Below are 24,035 nucleotides of genomic sequence, written 5' to 3'. Positions count from 1 at the left end.
CGTTCAGCTCAGGGACATGGACAGGAACAGCCGGGCTTTCTGCCAATCGCGCTGCACGGTGCGCTCGGTCACGCCCAGGCTTTCGGCGATCTCGCTTTCCAGCAGGCCGCCGAAGTAGCGCATCTCCACCACCTGGGCCAGGCGCGGCTCCAGGGCGGCCAGCTCTTCCAGCGCTTCGTGCACGCGCAGGATTTGCTCGTCGCCTTGCGGCGGCAGATTGGCCACGGCCGTGTTCAGGGTCAGCTGCTCCAGGCCGCCGCCGTGGCGCTCGGCCTGGCGGCTGCGCACCAGGTCGATGACGATGCTGTGCATCACCTTGGCGGCATAGGCCAGGAAATGCTTGCGGTCGGGGAAGTCGAGCTGGCCGCTGGCCTGCAGGCGCAGATAGCTTTCGTGCACCAGGCCGGTGGGGTCGAGCAGGGTCAGGTGGCCGGCCTGCTGCAGGCGGCGTCGGGCCAGGCGCTGGAGGTCGGCGTAGAGCAAGGCCATCACCTGATCGGTGGCCTGGCGGTCGCCGTCTTGGGCGGCGCGCAGCAGTTGGGTGATGTCGCTCATTGGGCAGGCACTCTAGCAGCCGGCCGCGACCTCAATTTTTTTCATCGGCCATGTCGGGTTTGCGCTGCGGGCTGCGTTTTAACAAGGGAAGGCACGACAGCTTGTCGATTCCAGGGAGGCCACACAAGGGGCTGTCGAAGGGTGTCGTGCCTTCACCCGCAGCGCGGGTGTCAGGGGCCGGCTGTCATCGGCGTCGCTGACGCCGGGGCTGCCCACCATCAAAAAAAGAATCTGCGACCGTGAACAAGATCACTGCCGTTTGGGACCGAGGGAACGCCATGCCAATGCCTTTGCCGGCCAGCCTGGAGCGACCGCGCCGCCGCGCCGGCGAGCTGCCGGCGCTGGAGCTGTTGCAAGACATGTTGGGCCTGGCTGCGCTGATGAACCGCGAGTTGGGCCAGGCGCGCCGGGTCGGCACCCGGCCGGCCTTGCTGCTGATGCAGGTCGAGGCGCGCGCCGAGCGCAGCGGCCAGGCGCTTTCAGCGCTGCAGCAGCAAGGCTTGTTGCAGGCCGTGGGGGCCCGCCTGCGCTGCCGGGTGCGCGGCCACGATGTGGTCGCGCGCATCGGCACCTTGCGCTTTGCCGTGGTTCTGCAGAATATGGAGCGAGCGCCGCTGGCACAGATCCAGGCGCGTTTGCAGCGTGCCTTGAGCGGGCCGTATGAGCTGCAGGATGAACTGCTGTTCGCCAGCCTGCGCGTCGGCGCCGCCGCTGCCACCGGCCCGCGTGCCAGCGGGCTGGAGCTGAGCCAGGCCGCCGAGTCGGCCATGGAGCGGGCGGCGCCCGACTCCAGCTGGGGCGAGCTCATGAGCTGGCAGGCCGAGCCGCGCGGCTGCCGGGCGGAGCCGAGCTGATCCAAGCGCAGGGCGGCGTCCAGTAGGAGGTGTGAGGGCCGCGCTGTTGCGCCGGCAGCGATATGCCCTGGCCGCGATATGCCCCGATGTCTTTTTGCCGGCCTCCGGGTTAGGCTTGCACGGCCCCGTGGGAGAGACCGTCTTGCCGAAGCACGCCCGAGCCCCGTACCGCCGTTTGCAAGCCGCGCTGCTGCGTCTGCTGCTGGCTGGCTTGCTCGTCCTGGGGCCAGGTCTTGCCCAGGCGGCCGCCCTGCATGGCTTGCGCTTCAACCAGCTGGGCAGCGACGAGGGTCTGCCCGGCTCCGGCGTGGTGACCATGCTGCAGGACAGCCGGGGCCTGGTGTGGGTCGGCACCGGCAATGGCCTGGCCCGCTATGACGGCCGCCATTTCAAGGTCTGGGAGCCTGATCCCGAGCAGCCGGGCAAGCTCAGCCATGGCTTGGTGCACAGCTTGTGGGAGGACCGTGCCGGTCAAGTGCTTTGGGTCGGCACGCGCACCGGCCTGGACCGCATCGATCTGCGCGATGACAGCGTGCGCCGCATCGCCATGCCCAAGGAGCTGGCCCTGCAGGACCAACCCGTGCTGGGTCTGGCGCCGGCCGGGCCGCAGCGACTCTGGGTGGCCACCCCCATGGGCCTGTTCCTGCTCGACCCGGCGAGCGGCCGCTTCGAACGCTGGCAAGCCGAGGGCTGGGCGCAGCCACAAGAAGATCAGCGTGTGCGCAGCCTGCTGGCGGACGGCCAGGGCGGGATCTGGCTGGCGCAAGGTCACCGGGTCGTGCACATCGACGCCCAAGGGCGGCTGCAGCAACAGCTCAACACCTTGCAAGGCAGCCCGACCGGGCAGTTCAGCCCGGTCGAGTTGCTGGCGCGCCGCCTGGCTTTTGATCGCGAGGGCCGGCTCTGGGTCGGCATGGCCGCTGGCCTGCAGCTCTGGCGCATTCCTGCCGATGGCCGCTCGCCGCCTCAGCCCGAGGCCTTGCCCGAACACCTGCGCCTGCCGCGCGCCGTGGTCCACAGCTTGTTGCTCGATCAGGACGGCGCCATGTGGATTGGGGTGGGCGCCTCGCCGGCACTGCACCGTTGGCGCGCCGGGCAAAGCCACAGCGAGTCCTATGTGCACCTGCCTGGCGTCAGCAGCAGCCTGGCCGGTGACAGCGTGGCCGCCTTGATGCAGGACCGCAGCGGCACGCTCTGGGTCGGCACCTGGGGCAGCGGCATCAGCCTGACGGACTTGGCCGCGCGCGGTTTCAGCAGCTATTTGGAGGTGCCGGGCGACCCGCGCAGCCTGTCCAACAACACGGTCATGGCGACCCTGCTCGATGGCCCCGAGCATGCCTGGCTGGGCACCTATGGCGGCGGCCTGAACCGCTTGCATCTGCCCAGCGGTGACACCGAGCGCATCGACGCCTCAGCGGTGCCCTTGAAGCGCATCAAGGCCATGCTGGCCGAGCCGGATGGGCGCCTGTGGCTGGGCGGCGATGGCGGCCTGTTGCTTTACGACCCGCGGCGCGGCCGCAGCCAGGCCGTGGAGCTGGGCCATCGATCGCCGGGTGGCGCGTCCATCAGCTCGCTGCTGCGTGACCGCCAGGGCCAGGTCTGGGCCGGCAGCGCCGGCGGGCTCTACCGCCTGGACCGCGAGCGCCGCCTCAGCGTGTTTCGCGGTCAGCCTGGGCAGGCCGGCAGTCTGAGTCATGACGTGGTGGACTGCTTGCTGGAGGACCGCGACGGCCGGCTCTGGGTCGGCAGCAAAGGCGGCTTGCAGCTCTGGGATGCCGAGAAGCAGCAGTTCAGCCAGCCGGTGCTGCCCAGTGCCGACATGCCGGCCCCGGGCAAGCTGCCGATCTTCGGCATGCGCCAGGATGCGCAGGGCCGGATCTGGCTGGCCACCGAGATGGGCCTGTACCAGTTGCTGGCGCGTGGCGACGCTTGGGAGATCAAGTCCTGGCGTGAGCTGTCCGGCATGCCCAAGGGGGAGTTCAGCGCCATCCAGGATGCCTTGAATGGCGAAATCTGGCTCAGCAATGAGCAGGGTCTGACGCGGGTGCAGCCGGATCGCCGGCAGGCCCGCTTCTACCCCGGGCGCAGCCGTTTCGGTGGCGGTTTTGCGTTCGGCTCGGCGGCGCGTGGGCCGGACGGCAGCCTTTACTTTGGCGGGCCCGGGTTGCTGCGTTTCCAACCCGAGGCGCTGCGCGACAACCCGACGCCGCCGCAGCTGGTGCTCAGCGATGTGTTGATCCTGAACCGCTCGGTGCGTGCCGTCGATCCAGCCCTTGGTGCCGCGGCCAGTGGCGCCGCGGCGACGCCGGACCGGGCGCCGACCCTGAAGGGGCTGGATGGCCCTTTGCATCTGATCGAAAGCCTGCAGATCTCGCATCACGAGACCATGGTCAGCTTCGAGCTGGCGGCCTTGCATTTCAATCAGCGGCAGCTCCTGCGCTATGCCTGGAAGCTGGAGGGCTTTGACCGTGACTGGATCTACGGCATCGGCGATCTGGGCTTGGCCACCTACACCAATCTCGACCCCGGCCGTTACCGCCTGCATGCCAAGGCAGCCAATCCGGATGGCCTCTGGAGCGAGAGTCGGGTGCTGCTGGAGCTTTCTGTGCAGCCGCCGTTCTGGCGCAGCTGGTGGTGGCGGGCGGGCATGGTCACTTTGTTCCTGCTGGCCATGGCCCTGGCCTACCGATTGCGCGTGCGCGTGCTGCAGCAGAGCCGTCAGCGCCTGAGCGAGCTGGTCGAGCAGCGCACCGAGCAGTTGCAGGAGCAGCAGCAACAGCTGGCGCGCGAGAAGCAGGCCGCCGATGCGCAGCGCGAGGTGGCGGAGAAGGCGCGCCGTGATATCGGCCTGCTCAGCGAGATCGGCCGGCAGATCACCGCTTCGCTCGATGTGGCCGCGATCCAGCAGACGCTCTACCGCCATGTCAACGAGCTGGTCGATTGCAGCGTGTTCGGCGTCGGCCTGGTGGACTGGCAGGCGCGCCAGATCAACTTCGACTTCGTCATGCAGCGCGGCCAGGCCTTCAAACCCTATCAGCGCGCGCTCGACGGGCCCGGCCCGGCGGCCCAATGCGCGCTGCAGGCGCGCGAGCTCAACCTGGCCGACCTGGGGCAGGACAACCGGGACTTGCAGCCCGAGGGCGAGGCACCGCTGCGCGCCCAGCTGCAGAGCGGCGCCGAGCCGGACGAGGTGCATTCGGGGCTTTATGTGCCCATGATGCTCAAGGGCGAGGTCCTGGGCGTGATCAGCGCCTTGAGCCCCAGGCTGCGCGCCTTTGGCGCCGCAGACCTGGACATCCTGCGCACTCTGGGCGCCTATGCCGCGGTTGCCCTGGACAATGCCGAGGCCTACCGGCGCCTGCAGATCACCCAGAACCAACTGGTCGAGCAGGAGAAGCTGGCGGCCCTGGGCTCGCTGGTGGCCGGTGTCGCCCATGAGCTCAATACGCCGATCGGCAACAGCCTCTTGATGGCCAGCACCTTGAGCGACAGCAGCAAGCGCTTTTTGCAGCAGGTGCAGTCGGGCGCGCTGCGGCGTTCGGAGCTGGAGCGCTTTTGCCAGACGGCCGAAGAATCAAGCCAGCTGCTGGTGCGCAGCCTGGGCCAGGCGGCCAGCCTGGTGACCAGCTTCAAGCAGATCGCCGTGGACCAGACCTCGGACCAACGCCGCGTCTTCGACCTGGCCACGCTGTGCCGCGAGGTGGTCCTGACCCTGGGCAACCGCCTGCGCCGCGATGAGCATGAGCTGCGCCTGGAGGTGCCCGAAGGCCTGACCCTGGACAGCTTTCCGGGGCCGCTGGGCCAGGTGCTGACCAACCTCATCATCAATGCCATGGTCCACGGTCTGGACGGCCGCAAGGGTGGCTTGCTGCAGTTGCAGGCCGAGGCCCTGGACGGCGAGCGCCTGCGCCTGCTCTTCAGCGACAACGGCCGTGGCATCAGCGCAGAGAACATCGGCCGCATCTTCGACCCCTTCTTCACCACCCGCTTGGGTCAGGGAGGCAGCGGCCTGGGCCTGCACATCAGCTACAACATCGTCACCGCCACCCTGGGCGGCAGCATCAGCGTGCGCAGCGCACCGGGCGAGGGGGCTCAATTCGAGATCGTCCTGCCGCGCGTGGCGCCGCGCGGGCCGGCGGGGTCGCCATGATCGACTAAGCTTGCGCCTCCTTGCCACGGCGCTTGTCTGTTTCACCACGCTTCCACCATGCATTCACCTTTGCCCAGACTTCCTCTCGCGGCCCTGGCCCTGAGCATCACCTTGGCCCTGGCCGCTTGTTCGAGCACGCCCTTGGCCGAGTCCGCCGCTCCGGGCGCGGCAAAGGCGCCGCCCAAGCTGGTCGTGTTCCTGGTGGTGGACGGCCTGCCCATGCGTCAGGTGCTGGCCTACCGCGAGCAGCTGCAGGCCGATGGCTTCAAGCGTTTCCTCGACCAGGGCGCCTGGTTCTCCGATGCCCGTTACGCCCATGGCCACACGGTCACGGCCGCCGGCCACGCCACCATGCTGACCGGCGCCTACCCGCAGCGCACCGGCATCATCAGCAATGAGTGGAACGACGCGCAGACCTTTGCACCGGTCTACAACACCGGCGACACCGCCTACCAATACATCGATCACAAAACCGACCCGCTGGCCGGCACCAGTCCGCGCAATCTGCGCGCCGAAACCGTGGGCGATGTGCTGCGCACGCGCCAGCCGGCGTCCAAGGTGATCGGCATCTCGGGCAAGGACCGGGGCGCCATCCTGCCGGCCGGCCACAAGGGCACGGCGTATATGTATATGAGCGAGGACGGCCAGTTCGCCTCCAGCACCTACTACATGAGCAGCCACCCGCAGTGGGTGCGTGATTTCAATGCCGCCAAGCCGGCCGATGCCTTCTTCGGCAAGGCTTGGGCGCCGCTCTTGCCCGAGTCGGCCTATGCCGGTTCGGTGCCCGACGGGCAGCCCTGGCAGTTCAATGGCGGCAATGGCAATCGCTTGCCGGCGGTTCTGGGCGCCAAGCACGAGAAGCCGGGCCCGCTGTTCTACGGCAACATCCTGCCCTCGCCCTATGGCGACGAGCTGACCCTGGCCTTCGCTCGCGCCGCCATCGAAGGCGAACAGCTGGGCGCCGATGCGCAGACCGACATTCTTTCGGTCAGCTTGTCCAGCCATGACTATGTCAACCATGCCTTCGGTCCCGAGTCGCGCCTCTCGCACGACCATTTCCTGCACCTGGACCGTTATCTGCAGGGCTTCTTTCAGTACTTGGACCAACGGGTTGGCCGCGCCAACTACCTGGTGATGCTGACGGCTGACCATGGCTTTGCGGATTCGCCGGACTGGGCCAAGACCCAGGGGCGCGACGCCGAGCTGCTCAATCCGGGCGTGGTCATGACGGCGCTCAATGCCGGCCTGGTTCAGAAGTTCGGCGAGGGCCGTTGGGCCGTCAAGTTTTCGGCCGCTGGCGTGCTCTTTGATCACCAGCTGATCGCGGCCCGTGGCCTGGCGCCGGCCGATGTTCATGAAGAAGCCGCACGCCTGCTGCGCGGCATGAACGGCATCGTTGCCGCCTTCACGCCTGCGCAGCTGCGCAGTGCCGACACGGCCACGCCCTTCCTGGACGCCATGCGCAAGGCCTGGCACCCTGAGGTGTCGGCGCCGGTGCAGTTCGTCATCAAGCCCAACTGGCTGTTCAGCTCGCGCACCGGTGGCAGCTCTCATGGCACGCCGCACCGCTATGACCAGCATGTGCCCATCCTGGGCTGGGGCCCGGCCTGGCTGGGCCGCGGTGAGGTGAAGACGCCGGTGGAGGTGGTGGACATTGCGCCGACCCTGGCCGACATCCTGCAGGTGCCGGCACCGGCGCAGTCGCAGGGGCGCCCCCTGCCGCTGCCGGGCGCATCGCCCGCAGCGCTGGCCCGCTGATGTTGTTTTCCTGGTTCGAGCGCCGGGTCGACCCCTTCCCGGCCGGCCCGCCGCCGCAGCCGCCGCTGGGCTTCTTCCCCTTTGTCTGGTCGGCCACGCGCGGCATGCGTGGCCTGATCCTGGCAATGACGCTGCTGACCGCCGGCATCGGTGCTTTCGAGGCCCTGCTGTTCGCAATGCTCGGCTCGGTGGTGGACTTTCTCAGCCAGGTGCCGGCCGACCGCTTGTGGGCGCAGGAGAAGGGCCGTCTGGCCTTGCTGGCCGGCATCCTGCTGCTCAGCCCGCTGCTGATCGCCTTGCAGGCCTTGAGCAAGTACCAGGGCCTGTCGGCCAATTTCCCGATGCGCCTGCGCTGGAACTTCCACCGCCATCTGCTCGGCCAGAGCATGAGCTTCTTTGCCGATGAGTTTGCCGGCCGGGTGTCGGCCAAGCTGATGCAGACGGCGCTGGCGGTGCGCGACTGCGTGCTCATCGTCACCGACATCCTGGTCTTCATCACCATCTACTTCATCACCATGCTGGGCGTGGTGGGCAGTTTCGATCTGATCCTGATGCTGCCCTTCCTGGGCTGGTTGCTTTGCTACGGTCTGGCGCTGTACCACTTCGTGCCGCGCCTGGGCCAAGCGGCCAGTGCGCAGGCCGATGCGCGCAGCCTGATGACGGGCCGCATCACCGACGCGTACACCAATATCAGCACCGTCAAGCTGTTCTCGCACAGCCAGCGCGAGGCGCAGTTCGCGCGCGGCGCGATGCAGGAATTCCTGGGCACGGCTTACCGGCAGATGCGCCTGGTCAGCGGTTTCGAGGTGGTCAACCATGTGCTGTCCATGGGCCTGATCGCCAGTACCGCCGGCATGACGCTGTGGCTGTGGACGCGCGGCGAGGTCGGCGTCGGCGCGGTGGCGGCGGCCACGGCCATGGCCCTGCGTCTCAACGGCATCGCACACTGGATCATGTGGGAGATGTCCAGCCTGTTCGAGCACATCGGCACGGTGCAGGACGGCATCAGCACCCTGGCGCGTGGCGTGACGGTGCGCGACGCGGACGGCGCCCAGCCGCTGCAGGTCAGCCGCGGCGAGATCCGCTTCGAGCAGGTCAGCTTTGCCTATGGCGGCACGAAGCCGGTGCTGAAGGCCCTGGACCTGCAGATCCGCGCCGGCGAGAAGATCGGCTTGGTCGGGCGCTCTGGTGCCGGCAAGTCCACCCTGGTCAATTTGCTGCTGCGTTTCCATGACCTGGAGCAGGGCCGCATCTTGATTGACGGCCAGGACATCGCCGGCGTGACCCAGGACAGCCTGCGCGCTCAGATCGGCATGGTCACCCAGGACACCTCGCTGCTGCATCGCTCGGTGCGCGACAACCTGCTCTACGGCCGCCCCGACGCCGACGAAGCACAGATGGTGCAGGCGGCCGAGCGGGCCGAGGCCATGACCTTCATCGCCGGCCTCAGCGACCCGAAGGGGCGCAGCGGTTTTGACGCCCATGTCGGCGAACGCGGCGTCAAGCTCAGCGGCGGCCAACGTCAGCGCGTTGCCATTGCCCGGGTGATGCTGAAGGACGCGCCCATCCTGCTGCTGGACGAGGCGACCAGCGCGCTGGATTCGGAAGTCGAGGCGGCGATCCAGACCAGCCTCTACCGCCTGATGGAAGGCAAGACGGTGGTGGCGATCGCCCACCGCCTGTCAACCATCGCCGCCATGGACCGTCTGATCGTGATGGACGGCGGCGAGATCGTCGAGCAGGGCGACCACACCAGCCTGTTGGCTCAGGGCGGTTTGTACGCCAGGCTGTGGGCTCACCAGAGTGGCGGCTTCCTGGGCGAATCTGACTGAGCGTCTGGCGCGTGCGCAAACGCCATCAGCCCGGAGCAATCACTGGACGGCGCGCTGCGCTGCGCAAGGCGCTTTTCAGTCGGCCAGGCAGATCCGGTCACGCCCCGCGGCTTTGGCCTGGTAGAGGGCGGCGTCGGCCCGTGCCAGCAGGCTGGTCGCGCTCTCGCCCCAGATGGCCTGCGCCAAGCCGACCGAGCAGGTGTAGCTCAGCTCGCCATGTTCGGCCAGAGGTCGGGCCTTGCGCACGCGCTCAAGCAGACGGTTCATGATGGCCTCTGCTTGCGGGGCGGCGGTGGCCGGCAGGATCAAGAGAAACTCCTCTCCGCCGATGCGGGCGCAGCCGTCCTCGCGGCGGATGCTGGCCTGCAGCTGGCGCGCGAAATCACACAGAACCTGGTCGCCGGAGCCGTGGCCGAAGCGGTCATTGATGCTCTTGAAACCGTCCAGGTCGAGCGCGGCCACGCAGAGCGGCCAGGTCTCGCTTCGTACCAGCACGTCTTGCAGCATCTGCATGCAGTGACGCCGGTTGCTCAGTCCTGTGAGCGGGTCGGTGTGGGCCGCTGCCAGGGCGCGCACATGGGCCAGGCGCAGGCTGCGATTGTCCTGGCGAAGGCTGGTGATGTCGCTGGCGACCAGCAACATCCAGCCTTGCGCTTGCGTGGTCTCGGTGACCCAGAGCCAGCGGCCGTCACAGAGGTCGACTTCGAAGGCCCGGTAGGGCAGCTTGCCGCGCCGGCTGCTGACCGAGGCCAGCCAGGTGTCGATGTCGCTGGTTTCGATCAGGGCGCCGTGGCCTTGCGCATGGTTGTCGCGCATCATGTCGGCCCAGGTGAGCAAGCCATCCGGCTCGACGCAATAGGCTTCGCGGAAGGCCGTGTTGGCGTGGCAGAGCACATCGCGCGCGTCGAACAAGGCCACCAGCAGCGGGCTCTGCTCCTGCAATTCGAGCAGGGTTTCGGCCAGACCCGGGGGCAGCGGCGCGGGGGCAGTGGTCATCAGTGGGCAACTCCGGCGGATGCGAGCATTCTGCTGCATCTGCCGGCCCGGGCGGGCAATGCGTTTCAGCGTCGGCTGATTTCGCCCGATCCGCTGATGGATTGGCGCAACTGGGGGCGCCCGCCGTAGCTGAGATCCCCGGAGCCGCGCAAGCTGGCGTCCAAAGTCTCGGACACGCCCAGGGCCAGATCGCCCGAGCCGCTCAGTTCCGCCTTGACCTTGCGTCCGCTGAGCGCACGGGCATCGACATCGCCCGAGCCATTCAGTGTCCAGCTCTGGGTGTCGGCGCGGCCGGCCACTTGCAAATCGCCCGAACCGATCAGGCTGGCCGTCAGCTCCTGCACTTCGAGCTGGCCGACCCGGACATCGCCGGAACCATTGAGGCTGAGGCTCAGGCGCTCGCCCTTGAATCGGTCCAGCTGCAGATCGCCCGAGCCCTCGAGCGCCACGGCTTGCAGGTTCTTGCTCTCGATCCGTATGACAGGGGCTTGGCGGGTACGGAAGCCCGCGTCCTTCTGGATGCGCACGACCAGGGTGTCGCCTTCGACCCGGGTTTCGATCAAGGGCTCGATATTGTCATCGGCCGCCACCTTGACGCTGTCGCCGCTGGCCTGGCTCAGGCGCACATCGAGGGGGCCTTCCAAGCGCAGCTTGCTGAAGGCGGCGACGCTGCGCTGTTTCTCCACCCAGTTTCCCGAACCCTTGAGGCGCGAGCTGCCGCTGCCGTAGTCCTGGGTGCTGCTGAAGTTGAGGCTCCAGCCGTTTCCCTCTTTCTTGAGTCGCAGGTTCCAGTCCTGCTCATTCTGGCCGTGGCCGGCCAGGGCGGTGCCGCAGGCCAGGGCCAGGCTGATCAGGGCCAGCAGGGGGGTGTGGCGATTGGGGCGCATGAGCTGTCTCCTTGGGATGCGTGAGCTTGGTGGCCAGTGTCGGCAGGGACCGACTGGTGGCCAAGGTCTGTGCGACAGACTGCAAGAGGCACAGGCTAGGATGCAAGTCGACGTCCGGCGCGGGGCCGGGCGGAGCAGCGGGAGTGCGCCATGAAATGGGAAGGCCAGCGCGAAAGCGAGAACGTGGAGGACCGTCGGGCTGATGGTCGCGGCGGCGGCGTGGGCCTTGGTGGTCGCATGCCCGGTGGGCGTGGGCTGGGCCTCGGGGGCATCGTGCTGGCGCTGCTGGTGTCCTGGGCTCTGGGCATCAATCCGCTGACGGTCTTGGGGCTCTTGCAGGGGGGCGGCGGCGAGCTGCCGGCCGCTGCACCTGCCGCGCAGCGCAGCGGGCCGCCGGCTCAGGATGCCGGCGCGCGCTTTGTGCGCACGGTGTTGGCTGACACCGAGGATGTCTGGACGGCTTACTTCGCGCGCAGCCAGCAGTCGTACGAGCAGCCGCATCTGGTGCTGTTCTCGGGCCGGTCTGACACCGGCTGCGGCACGGGCGAGGCCGCCATGGGCCCGTTCTACTGTCCAGCGGACCGCAAGGTCTACATCGATCTGAGCTTCTACGACACCTTGCGCGAGCGCTTGGGCGCGCCGGGTGATTTTGCTCAGGCTTATGTGATTGCCCACGAGGTGGGCCACCACCTGCAGAATCTGCAAGGCACGACGGCCAAGCTGGAGCGCGCCCGCCAGCGGGTCAGCGAGCGGGACTACCGCGCCCTGAGCGTGCGCCTGGAGTTGCAGGCGGATTGCTATTCAGGGGTCTGGGCCTTCCACTCGCAACGCAGCAAGAGCTGGTTGGAGCAGGGCGATATCGAGGAAGCCTTGAATGCGGCGGCGCAGATCGGCGACGACACCTTGCAACGGCGCGCTCAGGGCACGGTGGTGCCCGAAAGCTTCACCCATGGCAGCAGCGAGCAGCGGGTGCGCTGGTTCAAGCGCGGGCTGGAGAGTGGCGATCTGAAGGCCTGCGACAGCTTCAAGGCAGCCGCGCTCTGAGCTGCGCTCAGTCCAGCACCACGAAAGGGTGGCCGGCTGCGATGGCCGCCACTGTGCCGTCGCGCTTCATGCTGTCCCAGGCGCGCAGCAGTTGCTGGTGCAAGCCTTCGCCGCTGCTGCGACTCAAGGCCATGAACAGCGAGGTTTCGGACAGCTTGAGCACCGGTTCGATCTGCTTGAAGTCGTAGCCGAACTGGCCGGTCACCGCCGCTGCCACCGTGCTATTCAATGCGACCAGGTCGTCGCGCTGAATAAAAAGCTTGCGCAGCATGGCCGCGTGGTCGGGGCTGCGGTCCAGTTGCTTGCCCAGCTCAAAGCCCTGGGCGACCAAGTCGCGCTCCGCGGCATCTTCCCGGACCACGGCGATCTTGTAGGCCTTGGCGGCCTCCAGCGTGGGCGGGTTGATCTCGGGTCGTGACTTGAGTCGGTACAGAAACACCCGACGCGCGGCGGTCGGTCCAATCCAGAAAAACGCCGACTCGCGCTCGGCCAGGCGTGCCATGCTGACCACCAGAACCCGCGGCGTGGATTGGGCGCGCTGGTAGATCCGCGCCCAAGAATTGAACTCTGCTTTGTAGCCATGGCCCGAGCGCTTGAGCAACTCCTGCATCAATTCCACGGCGTAGCCTGCTGGCTGTCCTGAAGGGTCTTCGTAGGAAAAGGGCGGGACGGGCTCGAGCAGAACGGTCAAGGGTTCGGCTGACCCCACCGATGACGCCGACTGCGCCCACCCGGTGGTGGACGAGATCAGCGCGAAACAGATCAAAAACTGGAAGAACGTCCGAGTGCCACCCATTAAGTTCTGCCTCTCAGGTTCTTGCCGCGAAGTGACGTGACATGTCATCTAGGTGCCCCAAACGTCTATTGGGCATGATTTGCAGAGTTTCACCGAAAGGAACTTTTCACGATCTCGCGATTTTGTGTCCAAAAGTGGCTGTGACCCCCCGGATTGAGGGCTCGGTTGTCATTTGGCGCAAACGCAGAGTCCTCTACCATACGCTTGCTTGGATGGACTTGGCTGCAAGTCGATCGGGCAAGCCGTCTGCGACACTCCAGGTCTCGCGCGACGGATGGGTCGGCAGGCTTGACTGCTGGCTGGCGAGTATTCCGCGAGCACCGCACTGAAACAGAGGCAAGAACGTGAACAACTTCAATGACAACCAGCCAGTGAGCCAAGCCTCCCCCGAGGTCAGCCCCATTGCGGGTCCCGTGCCCTCAGGCAGCCGTCGTCGCTTGTTGCGCGGTAGCCTCGCGGCGCCAGCCCTTTTGGCGCTGACTTCGACACCGGTGCTGGCTTGCAATTGCAAGCTGCCCTCCGGTTTTTCAGCGTCTGGCAATCTGAGCCGCACGGGTTCGAGCAGCTGCGCGGCTCCGGGCAAGCGCCCTGACCAATGGAAGACCAGCGTAGTCTCGGGGCAATTCACGGGCACCGGTGTCTCCACGGGCTGCGCCTTCAGCCCGACCATCGGCGCGGCCGCGGATTCTTCGACCTTCATGGACGCTTTGAATCTGGGCAACGGCAACGAGAAGGCCTTGATCGTGGCCGTGTATCTGCAGGCCATCGTTAACGGCGGTCTGAATTTCCCGGCCGCAAGCGTGGTGAAAAGCATGTGGAACTCGACCGTTGGCACGAATCGATATACCGTGCTGACCGCTCCGGTGGTGACCTGGAATCGAGCCGAAGTGGTGCAGTACTTGAGGTACTTGACCGGTCAGGCTTGAGGCTAGCCTTGGCTGTCAGTGCGCCACAAGCCAGGCTGCCTCGCGTCAGCGCTAGCTCTTGGAGTGAGAGTCAGCAAACTCGTAGTCGGCCCGTTAGTTGCTTGAAAGTCACTTGATCGTTTCCACGTCCGTCGCGGTGGCGCCCGAGCTTGTGCTCGCAGGCGCCGCTCGACGCTTGTTGTGGCGCAAGTTTGAAGACGGGCAAGTGTTCTTTGACCAAGCCAGCGGCGAAACTCAGTTGATGAGTTGGTTGGCTTTTTTTATCTGGCAGCAGGTTTCCACAGGGTCAGCCTGCACGGTCAATGAGTTGTTGCGTTGTGTCCAGGCGGAAGAGCCTGAGGCGGCTGCAGATCAGGTCTTTGTTGAGGTGAGTGAGGCAGTGGATGCCTTGCTGGCGGCTGGTTTGCTGGTGAAGGCAAGCCGTGCTGCTTGAACACCTGTCTGAGCATGAGCTTCGTGCGGCCTTGCTCGGGGACGGCCTGCGAATTGCGACTGGCCCGTTCAACTGCCGCTTGCAGTCGGACATCGCTGCGATCGCCTCTGAGGTGGCGCAGAACTATGCGCATCACCGACTGCTAGGCCCCGAGGAGTTCATCGACTTTCATGTCGCGGTGAATACCAGCCGCGGCTTGCGCCGCTGGATCCGTCCGCAAGCCCTGTTCTCGGTCGACGGCGTCGAGCCTTTCACGCCGCTGCCGCGCGACCAAGCTCTACCCATGATCGAGTGGGGCTTGAACTGGTGCATCACGGCTTACAGCAACCATGCGCTGATTCTTCATGCCGCAGCCGTGGCGCGGAATGGCCGTACCTTGATCCTTCCGGCGCCGCCCGGCTCCGGGAAAAGCACTCTGTGTGCGGCCCTGGTGAATCGCGGCTGGCGCTTGTTGTCGGACGAACTCAGCATCATTCGACTGGACACCGGCGCCATGCTGGGTTTGGCCAGGCCGGTGAACCTGAAGAATGTGTCGATCGACGTCATTCAGCGCTTTGCGCCGCAAGCCTTGTTCAGCCGCCCGGTTCATGACACCACCAAGGGCACCGTGGCCATGATGGCAGCACCGCAGGCCAGTGTCGAAGCCGTCGATGAGCCCGCCTGGCCGGCTTGGATGGTGCTGCCCCGCTACCGGGCCGGTGCGAGCACCAAGCTGACGCCTATGCCGCGCGGCGAAGCGTTCATGAAGATTGCCGACAACGCCATGAATTACCACATCTTGGCGGCCGAAGGTTTCCGCGCCGTCGGTGATTTGGTGGACCGCTGCCAACACTTCAGCTTCGAGTACAGCGATCTGGACGAAGCCATGCAGGTGTTTGACCAACTGGCTTTGTCGACTGCCGATGCAAACATCGTTTGAACCCGCCATGAGTTTGCTGCGGCAGGTCCTGCTGGACAGTCACCGCATCGCCGCCCTGAGCGCCGTCGAGTGGGATTTGCTCGTGCGCCAGGCCCGTCATGCCAATCTGCTCGGCCGCCTCTACCGCCGCTTGCAAGCGGCCGATCTTCTGGCGCAGGTCCCGGAGCGGCCGCTCCATCACATGGAATCCGCGGCCGTCATGGCGGACCGCCAGCACATGCTGGTTCGCTATGAGAGCCGCTTCCTGCGAGACACCCTGGCTGGCTTGGGCTTGCCCTTGATTCTCCTCAAGGGCGCTGCCTATGTGGTCGGCGATCTGCCGGCGGCCAGCGGTCGTGTGTTTGCCGACATCGACATCCTTCTGCCGCGCGAACGGCTGCCCGAGGCCGAGTCTGCCTTGATCATGACCGGCTGGATCGGCGAGCCCCTCGATGCCTACGACCAGCGCTACTACCGGCAGTGGATGCACGAGCTCCCTGCCATGCGGCAGATGCACCGAGGTACTGCGCTCGATGTGCACCACACCATCCTGCCGCCGACGGCTCGGCTCAAGCCGGATGCGCAAGCCTTGATCCGCGACAGCGTGGAGATCCCCGGCTCGCCCGGTATGCGTACGCTCCAGCCCACCGACATGGTCTTGCACAGCGCCTGCCATCTGTTCCACGACGGCGAGTCGGAGAACTTGCTGCGTGACCTCAGCGACCTCGATCTGCTCTTGCGCCATTTCTCTAGGGAGCCGAATTTCTGGCCTCAGTTGGTCGCGCGTGCGGCTGCCATGGATTTGCAAATGCCTCTGCGCCTGGCCCTGCGCTATCTGGTCCAGGTGCTGGCCTGCCCCGTGCCTGATTCGGCTTTGCAAGCTCTGAAGGCCGAGCGAAGCCAGGGCGTCGCCGAGCACACCTTGGACTGGATCTACAGCCGCACCCTGCGGCCCCAACACAGCAGCACCCGTGACTGGGCCACACCGCTGTGCCGCAAGCTGCTCTACATTCGTGGTCACTGGCTGCGCATGCCGCCTCATCTTTTGTTCGTTCACCTGGCTCGCAAAGCCTGGGTGGGGCCGACCACCATCTCGGCCGCCGCCTTGCAGAACGATCCACGCTGAGCGGCGTAGCGGCTGAGTTCAAGGCCCTGCGCCTTCCCTTATGCTTTAGCCCATGAATCGACCCAAACCTTTCGCCATGATCCGCGAGTTCCATCTCGCCGACTGGTTCACCCTGGCCAATGCCTTTGCCGGCATGGGTGCCTTGTTCGCGGTGATGAGCTATTTGCAGACCGGCTCGGTCGTGCACATCTTTTATGCCTGCGCCCTGATCCCGGTGGCCCTGGTCTTTGACGTGCTGGATGGCCGCGTTGCGCGTTGGCGCCAGCAGACCTCGGCCATGGGCCGCGAGCTGGACTCCCTGGCGGACATCATCTCCTTCGGCGTGGCGCCCGCAGCCATTGCCTACGGCTGCGGCATGCAGGGTCTCTATGACCGCATCGTGCTGGTGTTCTTCGTGGCCTGCGGCGTGTCGCGCCTGGCGCGTTTCAACATCACGGCCGAGGCGCTCAGCGAAGGTGGCGACAAGGTCAAGTATTTCGAAGGCACGCCCATCCCTACCTCCCTGGTCCTGGTCATGGTGCTGGCTGCCGCCGCAGCGCAGGGCGCGATCGGTGATCAGCTGTGGCTGGGCCGCCTGGAGTTGGGTGGCTTCTACCTGCACCCTCTGGTGCTGCTCTATGCCGTGTCGGGCTCGCTGATGGTGAGCCGCATCCGTATTCCCAAGCTCTGAGGTCGAGGCCAAGTATCAGGCCGCACTGGGCTGCGGCTTGATGCGCAGCGCCAGGATCACGCCGGCGATCAGCAAGGCGATGCCGCTCAAGGTCCACGCCGAGGGCCAGCGCCCGGCCAGCACAAAGGCATAGGCCAGGGCCGCCAGGGTTTCGAAGACGATCAGCTGCCCGACCAGGCTGGTCGGCAGGCGTTGGCTGGCCTCGTTCCAGCACAGGGTGCCGATCCACGATGAAAACAGGCCGATGGCTGCCATCAGCCCCAGATAGGCCAAGGGGCGCGGCCCCAGCGGCAGCTCGAAGCCAGCGGGCAGCAGGCCTAGATCGCGCGGCAACAGCCCCAGCAGCGCAAAGCACAGCAAGGCCATGGGCAGGGTGACCAGGCCCTGAGCCGTGGCCCAAACACGCGGGCTGCGCTCCTGGTGGGCGCGCAACCAGTCGGCATTGCGGATGGGATACCAGGTCCAGCAAGCCACGGCCACCACCGCCAGCGCCGCACCTTGGGCGTAGCGCTGCAGGGCTTCGGGACCGGCTTCAAGGCCGACGGCCAGCCGCTGCAGTTCGGCATGGTTGACGCAGGCAATGCCTCCGGCGATCAGGGCCAGGGCCGGGCTCAGCTGCAGCCAGGGCAGGCGGCCGTCGCGTCGGTGGTCGCGCAGATTGGAGCTGATGGCAATCACCACTGGCAGTGTGCCGATGATGACGGTCGGCAGCGCCGCACCGGCGCGCTGGATGGCAGCCGCCAGGCACAGGTAGTAGAGAAAATTGCCGATGGCGCTGAGCTTGCAGGCCTCCAGCCAGTCGGCGCGCGCCAGCCCCTGCAGGCTGCGCCGGTCGATCAGGGCCAGGGGCAGGGCGATCACGCCAAAGGCCAGGTAGCGACCGGCCACCAACAGGGCCGGCGGGTAGTCCGCCATCAGCAGCGGCGCCACAAAGACCAGGCCCCACATCAGTCCGGCGCCGAGGGCAAACAGCAATCCAGTCCACATGATGACTCGGCTTTCAGTGGCCCTGCGGCGGGCCTTCGGTAGGGGGCCGATCAAAAAGAAAAGACCGGGATCCCCCTGGGATACCCGGTCTGTTCGCTTGTGGCTGGCTGGCTCGGCAGAAATATTTGGAGCGCTGTGTCAAAGTGCTTGGCTGCACTCGCTTGTGGCCGGGCTGGCTGGCTGGGAGCTCGGTTCGTACAAAGGCTCCACCCTCCTGCATTGAGGAGCTGATTGTGAAAAAACTGGTTCGGCAGTGGTCTCGGTATTTGCCCGAGTTTGCGCGTTCTGCGCACAACTCGCGCGCAGCGAGAGCCCGCCGGTCGGCTGTCATGCCAGCGCTTGATCCAGCACTTCGATCCAATGCTGCACCGGTGTGCGCGTACCGCTCTGCAGATGTTGGATGCAGCCGATATTGGCCGAGACGATGGTGTCGGCATGCAGTGGCGCCAGGGTCTGCAACTTCTGATCGCGCAGCTGTTTCGATAAAGCCGGCTGCAAGACAGAGTAGGTGCCGGCCGAGCCGCAGCAGAGGTGGGCGTCGCAACTGGGCAGTTGGACATCAAAGCCCAGCTCGCGCAGGCCAGCCTCGACCTCCCCGCGCAGCTGCTGACCATGCTGAAGCGTGCAGGGCGGGTGGAAGGCCAATTTGGCACGCGCGGCGCCGCCGTCCGTTCGAGGCCGAGGTTTGAGGCGTGGTCTGAGCAAGGGCAGCAGCCCGGGCAGCAGTTCGCTCAGGTCCTTGGTCACGGCGCTCACGCGGGCCGCCTTGTCGGCGTAGGCCGGGTCGTGCGCCAGGGCGCGGCCATAGTCCTTGACCGTGACACCGCAGCCCGAGGCATTCATCACCAGGGCCTCGATCGGGCCGGCTTCGGTCAGGCCTTGCACCAGCGGCCACCAGGCGTCGATATTGCGGCGCATATCGTCCAGGCCGCCGGCATGATCACCGAGATGGCTGCGTATCGCACCGCAGCAGCCGGCGCTGTCGGCCACCAGGGTCTGGATGCCGGCTGCGTCCAGCACCCGGGCGGTGGCGCTGTTGATATTGGGCGCCATGGCCGGCTGCACGCAGCCCAGCAGCAGGGCCATCTTGCGTGCATGGGTCCGGGTCGGCCAGTCATGGGCCGCAGCCGGTGCGGGGCCCGGCACCTTGTCCTTCAGCGCCGCCGGCAGCAGCGGCCGCAGCGCCTGCCCCAGCTTCAGGGCTGGGCCGAAGGCGGGCGAAGTCAGTCCTTCCTTGAGCAGCCAGCGCACCGCTTGCTGGGCACGCGGCCGGTCCACCTTGGCTTCGACGATGTCGCGCCCGATTTCCAGCAGCTGTGCGTACTGCACCCCTGAGGGGCAGGTGCTCTCGCAGCTGCGGCAGCTGAGGCAGCGGTCCAGATGCAGCTGGGTGGCGGCCGTGGGGGGCGCGCCTTCCAACACCTGCTTGATCAGATAGATGCGGCCACGAGGGCCATCGAGTTCATCGCCGAGCAATTGGTAGGTCGGGCAGGTGGCGGTGCAAAAGCCGCAATGCACGCAGTGGCTGAGGATGTCGACCGCAGCCCGGCCCTCGGGCGTGCCCTCAAATTCGGCGGAAAGCGTGGTCTGCATGCGGTGGGCGCCGGCTCAGAGCTCGGGGTAGAGCCGACCGGGATTGAACACCCGGTCGGGGTCGAAGGATTGCTTGAGCCCGCGCTGGATGCGCAGCAGCGCTTCGCTGGGTGGGGCAAAAACGCCGTGCCTGTGTGCGTCGCGGCACAGGAAGATGCTGGCATGGCCGCCCACTGCCAGCGCCGCCTCGCGCATTTGCGCAGCCGGCAAGGGCGTGGTGACCCAGCGCTGCCCGCCGCCCCACTCAATCAATTGTTCGCCGGGCAGCTGAAGGGCCGGCGCGGTCTGCGGCAGGCTCAGCCGCCAGAGCGTGGCGCCGCCGGCCACCGCACGCGCGGCGCCGGCGAAGAACTCGTCGCTGTGGTCGCGCAGGCCGTCCCAGAACGGTTGCGCCAAGGCTTCGGGGATGGGCTCGCCGCCCAGCTCCTGCTGGGCCGCACGCACGGCAGCGCCGGCGCCGGCCAGGCGCAGCAGCAGGGCGCCGTCCCACCAGGCGCTGGCCTGTATGGGCAAGGGCTTGCCGCCCCAGCGGTTGAGCTGGTTGAGCGCCTGACTCTGGCCCAGCTCGAAGCGCACGGTGGCGCGCGCCAGCGGCTGAGGCATGACCTTGAGCGAAACCTCGAGGATCAGGCCCAGCACGCCGAGCGAGCCGGCCATCAGGCGCGAGACGTCGTAGCCGGCCACGTTCTTCATCACCGTGCCGCCGAAGTTCAGCAGCTCGGCGCGGCCGTTCAGCAGGCTCAGGCCCAGCACATGTTCGCGAAGCGCGCCCTGGCTGGCGCGCGTCGGGCCGCTGAGGCCGCTGGCCACCATGCCGCCCACCGTGCCCCGGCCACCGAAGCGGGGTGGCTCAAAGGCCAGATGCTGGCCTTGCTCGGCCAACAAGGCTTCGAGCTCGCATATCGGCGTGCCCGCCTTGGCCGTGATCACCAGCTCGCTGGGCTCATAGCTGCTGATGCCGGCAAAGCCCGAGACGTCCAGCAGCTCGCCCTTTGGCAGCTCACCATAAAAGGCCTTGCTGCCCTGGCCTTGGATCTGCAGCGCCCCGCCTTGTGCGGCGGCCCTGCGTATGCGTTCCTGGAACTCGCCCAGCATGACTCAGAACCTCTCCAGTTCGGGGTGGGCCAGCAGCCCGCGTTGCACATGCATGCGGCCGTACTCGGCACAGCGATGCAAGGTGGGAATGACCTTGCCCGGGTTGAGCAGCTCGGCCGGGTCGAAGGCGCGCTTGACCGCGAACATCTGCTCGCGCTCGGCCGGCGAGAACTGCACGCACATGGAGTTGAGCTTCTCCACGCCGACTCCATGCTCGCCGGTCACCGTGCCGCCCAGGGCGACGCTGGTTTCCAGGATCTCGGCGCCAAAAGCTTCGCAGCGACGCAGCTGGTCGGGGTCGCGCGCGTCGAACAGGATCAGCGGGTGCAGATTGCCGTCGCCAGCATGGAAGACATTGGCGCAGCGCAGCTGGTACTTCTGCTCCATCTGCTGGATGGCCAGCAGGATGTCGGCCAGGCGCTTGCGCGGGATGGTGGAGTCCATGCACATGTAATCAGGGCTGATGCGGCCCGAGGCGGGAAAGGCGTTCTTGCGCCCGCTCCAGAACTTCAAACGCTGCGCCTCATCGGCACTGACCTGGCACTGCGTTGCACCGTGAGCCAGCAGCACGGCCTGCATGCGCTCGATTTCCTCGGCCACCTCTTCGGGTGTGCCGTCGCTCTCGCAGAGCAAGATGGCCGCGGCCTCCAGGTCGTAGCCGGCATGGACGAAATCCTCCACCGCCGCCGTCATCGGTTTGTCCATCATCTCCAGTCCGGCCGGGATGATGCCGGCCGCGATGATGGCCGCCACGGCCGCGCCCGCCTGACGCACATCGGCGAAGCTCGCCATGATGCAGCGCGCCAGCTGGGGCTTGGGCGTCAGCTTGACAGTGACCTCGGTGATGACGGCCAGCATGCCCTCGCTGCCCAGCACCAGGCTGAGCAAGTCCAGGCCTGGCGCATCGAGCGCTTCCGAGCCGAACTCCACGGCGTCGCCGGCCATGGTGAAGCCCCGCACACGAAGCACGTTATGCAAGGTCAGGCCGTATTTCAGGCAATGCACGCCGCCCGAGTTTTCCGCCACATTGCCACCTATGGTGCAGGCAATCTGGCTGCTCGGGTCGGGTGCGTAATAAAGGCCGTGCACGGCCGCCGCTTCCGAGATGGCGAGATTGCGCACGCCGCATTGCACACGGGCGGTGCGCGCCACCGGGTTCACCTCGAGAATTTGCTTGAACTTGGCCAGACCCAGGGTCAGGCCTTGGGCATGCGGCATGGCCCCGCCGGACAAACCGGTGCCGGCGCCCCGCGCCACCACCGGAACCAGCAGGCGCTGGCAGATGCGCAGCACCGCGCCGACTTGGGCCTCGGTCTCCGGCAAGGCCACGGCGAGCGGGCGTTGCCGGTAGGCCGTCAGACCATCGCACTCATAGGGCGCCGTGTCTTCGCCATGCCAGAGCAGGGCGTGCGCCGGCAGCTCGGCCGACAGGGCCGCGACCAGGCGAGCCTGGACGTGGCTGCGTTGCGACGGGTCGACGCTCGGCTGCATCGGCCCGCTCAGAGCTTGCGCTTGCGGGCCGGCGCCGCCTTGGCTGCGGTCTTGCGGGCGGCCGCAGCGGGTGCTTTGGGTGTCAGGCTCTTGGCCACCAGGCCGACCGCACTGCCGGCCATGGCGCCGGGCACGGTGGCCGCCTTGCGCAGGGTTTCACCGGCGGCGTCGAAGGACTGCTTGACGATGCTGCCGGCCAGGTTCTTGGCCGCATCGGTGGCGCTGTCCTTCATGGCCGTGGCCGCCAGCTGGGTGAACTGCTGGCTCAGGGCGCCCCACCACTGCATGGGGTCGACCACGGGCATGCTGGGCGCCGGCGCTTCGGCCGCCTTTTTCGGCTTGGCCGCTGGCGCAGCGGTCGCTTGACTGGCCGCTGCGAGAATTTCCGGTGGCACGCCCGGCCAGCTGCCCAGGCCCGTGGGCTCTGCCGTCGGCACCTTGAGCGCCTCGCTGAGCTGGGCCAGGGGCACATTCATGGACTTGAGGGTCGACAAGGTCATGCGCTGCACCTCCAGGGCCTGGATGGTGGCGCCCAGCATGCGCGCGTTTTGTTCCAGCCAGAACTGCACGGTGCGCAATTCCTCGATGCGCTTGCCCAGTTCCTCGGGGTTCAGGGTCGGCGCCACCCACTGGCCAATGCCGGGCAGGGCCGCGCCGGCGTTCTTGACCAGGCCTTGCAGGAAGTCGAAACCCGGGACAAATTTGCTGAAGCTGTTGGTGTCGGCCATGAGTGCTCCTAGGTTGGGTGGCTGGCCTGCATGGTACGACGTCAAACTAGGGAAGCTCTGCATGAATCAACCCGGCCCCTGCTAGCGCGGCCTCGGGCGGTCTGCGGCGTTGCACTTCTCGCCAATAGCTACAGCTATTGGCGAGAAGTGCGCCTTGCAGCCCATCCCGATCCGCACTGCATGGTCTCGCCCGGATTTATGCAGAGATTCCCTAGCGTACGTCTGACGCCGGCACCAGGCGTTCGACTTCGAAGCCCAGCTGGGCCAGCAGCAGGGGCAGGGATTGCTCACCACTCAGATGCAGGGCACCCACGGCGGCCAGCACCGGCCGGCCTTGCGCATGCAGGGCGGCGATGCCACGCGCCAGCGCGGGATTGCGCCCATCGTTGAGCCGCTGCAGCTCGGCCCGGTCCTGAGCGTCGTGGATGCAATCGCACCAGCGCTCGTAGTCCTGCAAGGTCGCCAGGTCGCCCGCGGCCCAGGCCTCCGCCAGGCGCCGCAGCGCCGGCCTCACCTGGCCGCGTTCGAGCTGGTTCAGGCCTTTGAGCAGCAGCTGGCGCGCCTGTTGGGTCTGCTGGGGGATCAAAGCCAGCAGCTGCAGCTCGGCCGATTCCAGGGCATGGACGCTGCGGCCTTGCTGGCGCGCCCAGCTGCCGAGCATCTGCTCCTGGCCGAAGCCGGGGTCGAGGCCGTCCCAGCGGGCCTGCAGCACCGTGTAGCTGCTCAGTTGCAGCACCGGATGCAGGCCCGCCAGTGCGCCTTCCGGCAGGCAGGCGGCGCGCGCCTGAGCAGCCAGGCGCTGGCGCTCGGCCTCGCTCAGGCGCAGGGGTTCGCGTTGACGTGGTGGCTGGCTGAGCACCTTCAGCGTGGCCGAGTCCTGCAGGTCCAGCTCCAGGGCGAGCAGCTGCGTCTGGGCCATGGCCATGCGCAGCTGCGGCCCGGGAAACAGCCACTCCATGCGGCCGATGTGCAGGGTGCCGTAGAGGTAGGAGTTGATGCCGTCGCGACGCAGGCGGTAGAGCAGGCCGCGGTCGGGTGCCTGGGCGGCCAAGGTTTGGGCTTGTTCCGCGCTCGGTGCGGTGGCGCTGGGTGGACAGGCAGGCGGCTTGGCCAGCGCTGGCGCGGCGCCGAGCAGCAGGGTGAGCAGGATCAGCAGGCGGGCAAGAAGCGGGTGGTTCATGCCGTGACGATGCCACAGCTTGGCGGCGCTGCGCTG

The 24,035-nt window shown here is 67.0% G+C and carries 20 protein-coding genes; 10 read left to right on the top strand and 10 right to left on the bottom strand.

Going from position 1 to position 24,035, the window contains the following annotated elements; translation table 11 throughout:
- Window positions 1–3 precede the first annotated feature (3 nt).
- Complete coding sequence (locus LNV28_RS12435) at window positions 4–555, bottom strand: ECF-type sigma factor (RefSeq protein ID WP_263517860.1); 552 nt, start codon at window positions 553–555, stop codon at window positions 4–6.
- Window positions 556–833: 278 nt separating this feature from the next.
- Here LNV28_RS12435 and LNV28_RS12430 point away from each other — a divergent pair, with 278 nt between their 5' ends.
- The 4 genes from LNV28_RS12430 to LNV28_RS12415 all read left to right on the top strand — a co-directional run bounded on the left by LNV28_RS12430 (window position 834) and on the right by LNV28_RS12415 (window position 9,149).
- Window positions 834–1,409 carry a diguanylate cyclase domain-containing protein gene (locus LNV28_RS12430; protein WP_263517859.1) on the top strand — a complete coding sequence of 192 codons (576 nt, stop codon included), beginning with the start codon at window positions 834–836 and terminating at the stop codon, window positions 1,407–1,409.
- A 142-nt stretch (window positions 1,410–1,551) separates the two neighbouring features.
- Window positions 1,552–5,559: a two-component regulator propeller domain-containing protein gene (locus LNV28_RS12425; protein WP_263517858.1), complete on the top strand. Its 4,008-nt coding sequence runs from the start codon at window positions 1,552–1,554 to the stop codon at window positions 5,557–5,559.
- Between the two features lie 57 nt (window positions 5,560–5,616).
- The gene (locus tag LNV28_RS12420) at window positions 5,617–7,317 is read left to right on the top strand and encodes an alkaline phosphatase family protein (protein ID WP_263517857.1); all 1,701 of its coding nucleotides are present in this window, start codon (window positions 5,617–5,619) and stop codon (window positions 7,315–7,317) included.
- A 2-nt stretch (window positions 7,318–7,319) separates the two neighbouring features.
- Window positions 7,320–9,149 (top strand): ABC transporter ATP-binding protein, encoded by a 1,830-nt coding sequence (locus LNV28_RS12415; protein WP_263518144.1) that lies wholly within the window; start codon window positions 7,320–7,322, stop codon window positions 9,147–9,149.
- A gap of 75 nt (window positions 9,150–9,224) precedes the next feature.
- Here the strand turns inward: LNV28_RS12415 and LNV28_RS12410 are convergent, their stop codons facing one another.
- Entirely contained in the window at window positions 9,225–10,145 is a 921-nt protein-coding gene (locus LNV28_RS12410) for a GGDEF domain-containing protein (protein WP_263517856.1), read from the bottom strand.
- 65 nt (window positions 10,146–10,210) lie between these two features.
- Window positions 10,211–11,032 carry a head GIN domain-containing protein gene (locus tag LNV28_RS12405; protein WP_263517854.1) on the bottom strand — a complete coding sequence of 274 codons (822 nt, stop codon included), beginning with the start codon at window positions 11,030–11,032 and terminating at the stop codon, window positions 10,211–10,213.
- A gap of 150 nt (window positions 11,033–11,182) precedes the next feature.
- On the opposite strand from LNV28_RS12405, the gene ypfJ reads away from it, so the two are divergent.
- Window positions 11,183–12,076 carry a KPN_02809 family neutral zinc metallopeptidase gene (gene ypfJ, locus LNV28_RS12400; protein WP_263517853.1) on the top strand — a complete coding sequence of 298 codons (894 nt, stop codon included), beginning with the start codon at window positions 11,183–11,185 and terminating at the stop codon, window positions 12,074–12,076.
- 7 nt (window positions 12,077–12,083) lie between these two features.
- On the opposite strand, the gene LNV28_RS12395 is transcribed toward ypfJ, so the two are convergent.
- Window positions 12,084–12,872, bottom strand: a complete 789-nt coding sequence (locus LNV28_RS12395; protein ID WP_263517852.1) for a substrate-binding periplasmic protein — start codon at window positions 12,870–12,872, stop codon at window positions 12,084–12,086.
- Between the two features lie 344 nt (window positions 12,873–13,216).
- On the opposite strand from LNV28_RS12395, the gene LNV28_RS12390 reads away from it, so the two are divergent.
- The 5 genes from LNV28_RS12390 to pssA all read left to right on the top strand — a co-directional run bounded on the left by LNV28_RS12390 (window position 13,217) and on the right by pssA (window position 16,925).
- Window positions 13,217–13,798, top strand: coding sequence for a hypothetical protein (locus LNV28_RS12390; protein WP_263517851.1), 582 nt, complete (start codon window positions 13,217–13,219; stop codon window positions 13,796–13,798).
- 112 nt (window positions 13,799–13,910) lie between these two features.
- Window positions 13,911–14,231 carry a hypothetical protein gene (locus LNV28_RS12385; protein ID WP_263517850.1) on the top strand — a complete coding sequence of 107 codons (321 nt, stop codon included), beginning with the start codon at window positions 13,911–13,913 and terminating at the stop codon, window positions 14,229–14,231.
- Window positions 14,221–15,150, top strand: a complete 930-nt coding sequence (locus LNV28_RS12380; protein ID WP_263517849.1) for an HprK-related kinase A — start codon at window positions 14,221–14,223, stop codon at window positions 15,148–15,150. Before LNV28_RS12385 ends, LNV28_RS12380 begins: the two co-directional genes overlap by 11 nt.
- A gap of 7 nt (window positions 15,151–15,157) precedes the next feature.
- Window positions 15,158–16,255: a nucleotidyltransferase domain-containing protein gene (locus LNV28_RS12375; protein ID WP_263517848.1), complete on the top strand. Its 1,098-nt coding sequence runs from the start codon at window positions 15,158–15,160 to the stop codon at window positions 16,253–16,255.
- Window positions 16,256–16,307: 52 nt separating this feature from the next.
- Window positions 16,308–16,925 carry a CDP-diacylglycerol--serine O-phosphatidyltransferase gene (pssA, locus tag LNV28_RS12370; protein ID WP_263517847.1) on the top strand — a complete coding sequence of 206 codons (618 nt, stop codon included), beginning with the start codon at window positions 16,308–16,310 and terminating at the stop codon, window positions 16,923–16,925.
- A gap of 15 nt (window positions 16,926–16,940) precedes the next feature.
- Here the strand turns inward: pssA and LNV28_RS12365 are convergent, their stop codons facing one another.
- From LNV28_RS12365 to LNV28_RS12340, 6 genes are all read right to left on the bottom strand, one after another.
- Entirely contained in the window at window positions 16,941–17,912 is a 972-nt protein-coding gene (locus LNV28_RS12365; RefSeq protein ID WP_263517846.1) for a DMT family transporter, read from the bottom strand.
- 327 nt (window positions 17,913–18,239) lie between these two features.
- Window positions 18,240–19,505, bottom strand: coding sequence for a glycolate oxidase subunit GlcF (glcF, locus tag LNV28_RS12360; protein WP_263517845.1), 1,266 nt, complete (start codon window positions 19,503–19,505; stop codon window positions 18,240–18,242).
- 15 nt (window positions 19,506–19,520) lie between these two features.
- Window positions 19,521–20,600 (bottom strand): glycolate oxidase subunit GlcE, encoded by a 1,080-nt coding sequence (gene glcE / locus LNV28_RS12355; protein ID WP_263517844.1) that lies wholly within the window; start codon window positions 20,598–20,600, stop codon window positions 19,521–19,523.
- Window positions 20,601–20,603: 3 nt separating this feature from the next.
- Entirely contained in the window at window positions 20,604–22,091 is a 1,488-nt protein-coding gene (locus LNV28_RS12350; protein WP_263517843.1) for an FAD-linked oxidase C-terminal domain-containing protein, read from the bottom strand.
- An 8-nt stretch (window positions 22,092–22,099) separates the two neighbouring features.
- Window positions 22,100–22,819 carry a PhaM family polyhydroxyalkanoate granule multifunctional regulatory protein gene (locus tag LNV28_RS12345; protein WP_263517842.1) on the bottom strand — a complete coding sequence of 240 codons (720 nt, stop codon included), beginning with the start codon at window positions 22,817–22,819 and terminating at the stop codon, window positions 22,100–22,102.
- A 211-nt stretch (window positions 22,820–23,030) separates the two neighbouring features.
- Window positions 23,031–23,999 carry a TraB/GumN family protein gene (locus tag LNV28_RS12340; protein ID WP_263517841.1) on the bottom strand — a complete coding sequence of 323 codons (969 nt, stop codon included), beginning with the start codon at window positions 23,997–23,999 and terminating at the stop codon, window positions 23,031–23,033.
- Window positions 24,000–24,035 lie beyond the last annotated feature (36 nt).

The sequence above is a fragment of the Paucibacter sp. DJ2R-2 genome, from assembly GCF_025717675.1.
GTDB lineage: Bacteria > Pseudomonadota > Gammaproteobacteria > Burkholderiales > Burkholderiaceae_C > Paucibacter_A.
Note: the sequence above shows the minus strand (reverse complement) of the source record. Positions and strands in the feature narration are given on the sequence as shown.

Excerpts from the sequence above, each read along its gene's own strand:
- LNV28_RS12435 (WP_263517860.1), bottom strand. The coding sequence starts at position 555 with ATGAGCGACATCACCCAACTGCTGCGCGCCGCCCAAGACGGCGACCGC.
- LNV28_RS12430 (WP_263517859.1), top strand. The coding sequence starts at position 834 with ATGCCAATGCCTTTGCCGGCCAGCCTGGAGCGACCGCGCCGCCGCGCC.
- LNV28_RS12420 (WP_263517857.1), top strand. The coding sequence starts at position 5,617 with ATGCATTCACCTTTGCCCAGACTTCCTCTCGCGGCCCTGGCCCTGAGC.
- LNV28_RS12410 (WP_263517856.1), bottom strand. The coding sequence starts at position 10,145 with ATGACCACTGCCCCCGCGCCGCTGCCCCCGGGTCTGGCCGAAACCCTG.
- LNV28_RS12405 (WP_263517854.1), bottom strand. The coding sequence starts at position 11,032 with ATGCGCCCCAATCGCCACACCCCCCTGCTGGCCCTGATCAGCCTGGCC.
- ypfJ (WP_263517853.1), top strand. The coding sequence starts at position 11,183 with ATGAAATGGGAAGGCCAGCGCGAAAGCGAGAACGTGGAGGACCGTCGG.
- LNV28_RS12395 (WP_263517852.1), bottom strand. The coding sequence starts at position 12,872 with ATGGGTGGCACTCGGACGTTCTTCCAGTTTTTGATCTGTTTCGCGCTG.
- LNV28_RS12375 (WP_263517848.1), top strand. The coding sequence starts at position 15,158 with ATGAGTTTGCTGCGGCAGGTCCTGCTGGACAGTCACCGCATCGCCGCC.
- pssA (WP_263517847.1), top strand. The coding sequence starts at position 16,308 with ATGAATCGACCCAAACCTTTCGCCATGATCCGCGAGTTCCATCTCGCC.
- LNV28_RS12365 (WP_263517846.1), bottom strand. The coding sequence starts at position 17,912 with ATGTGGACTGGATTGCTGTTTGCCCTCGGCGCCGGACTGATGTGGGGC.
- glcF (WP_263517845.1), bottom strand. The coding sequence starts at position 19,505 with ATGCAGACCACGCTTTCCGCCGAATTTGAGGGCACGCCCGAGGGCCGG.
- glcE (WP_263517844.1), bottom strand. The coding sequence starts at position 20,600 with ATGCTGGGCGAGTTCCAGGAACGCATACGCAGGGCCGCCGCACAAGGC.
- LNV28_RS12350 (WP_263517843.1), bottom strand. The coding sequence starts at position 22,091 with ATGCAGCCGAGCGTCGACCCGTCGCAACGCAGCCACGTCCAGGCTCGC.
- LNV28_RS12345 (WP_263517842.1), bottom strand. The coding sequence starts at position 22,819 with ATGGCCGACACCAACAGCTTCAGCAAATTTGTCCCGGGTTTCGACTTC.
- LNV28_RS12340 (WP_263517841.1), bottom strand. The coding sequence starts at position 23,999 with ATGAACCACCCGCTTCTTGCCCGCCTGCTGATCCTGCTCACCCTGCTG.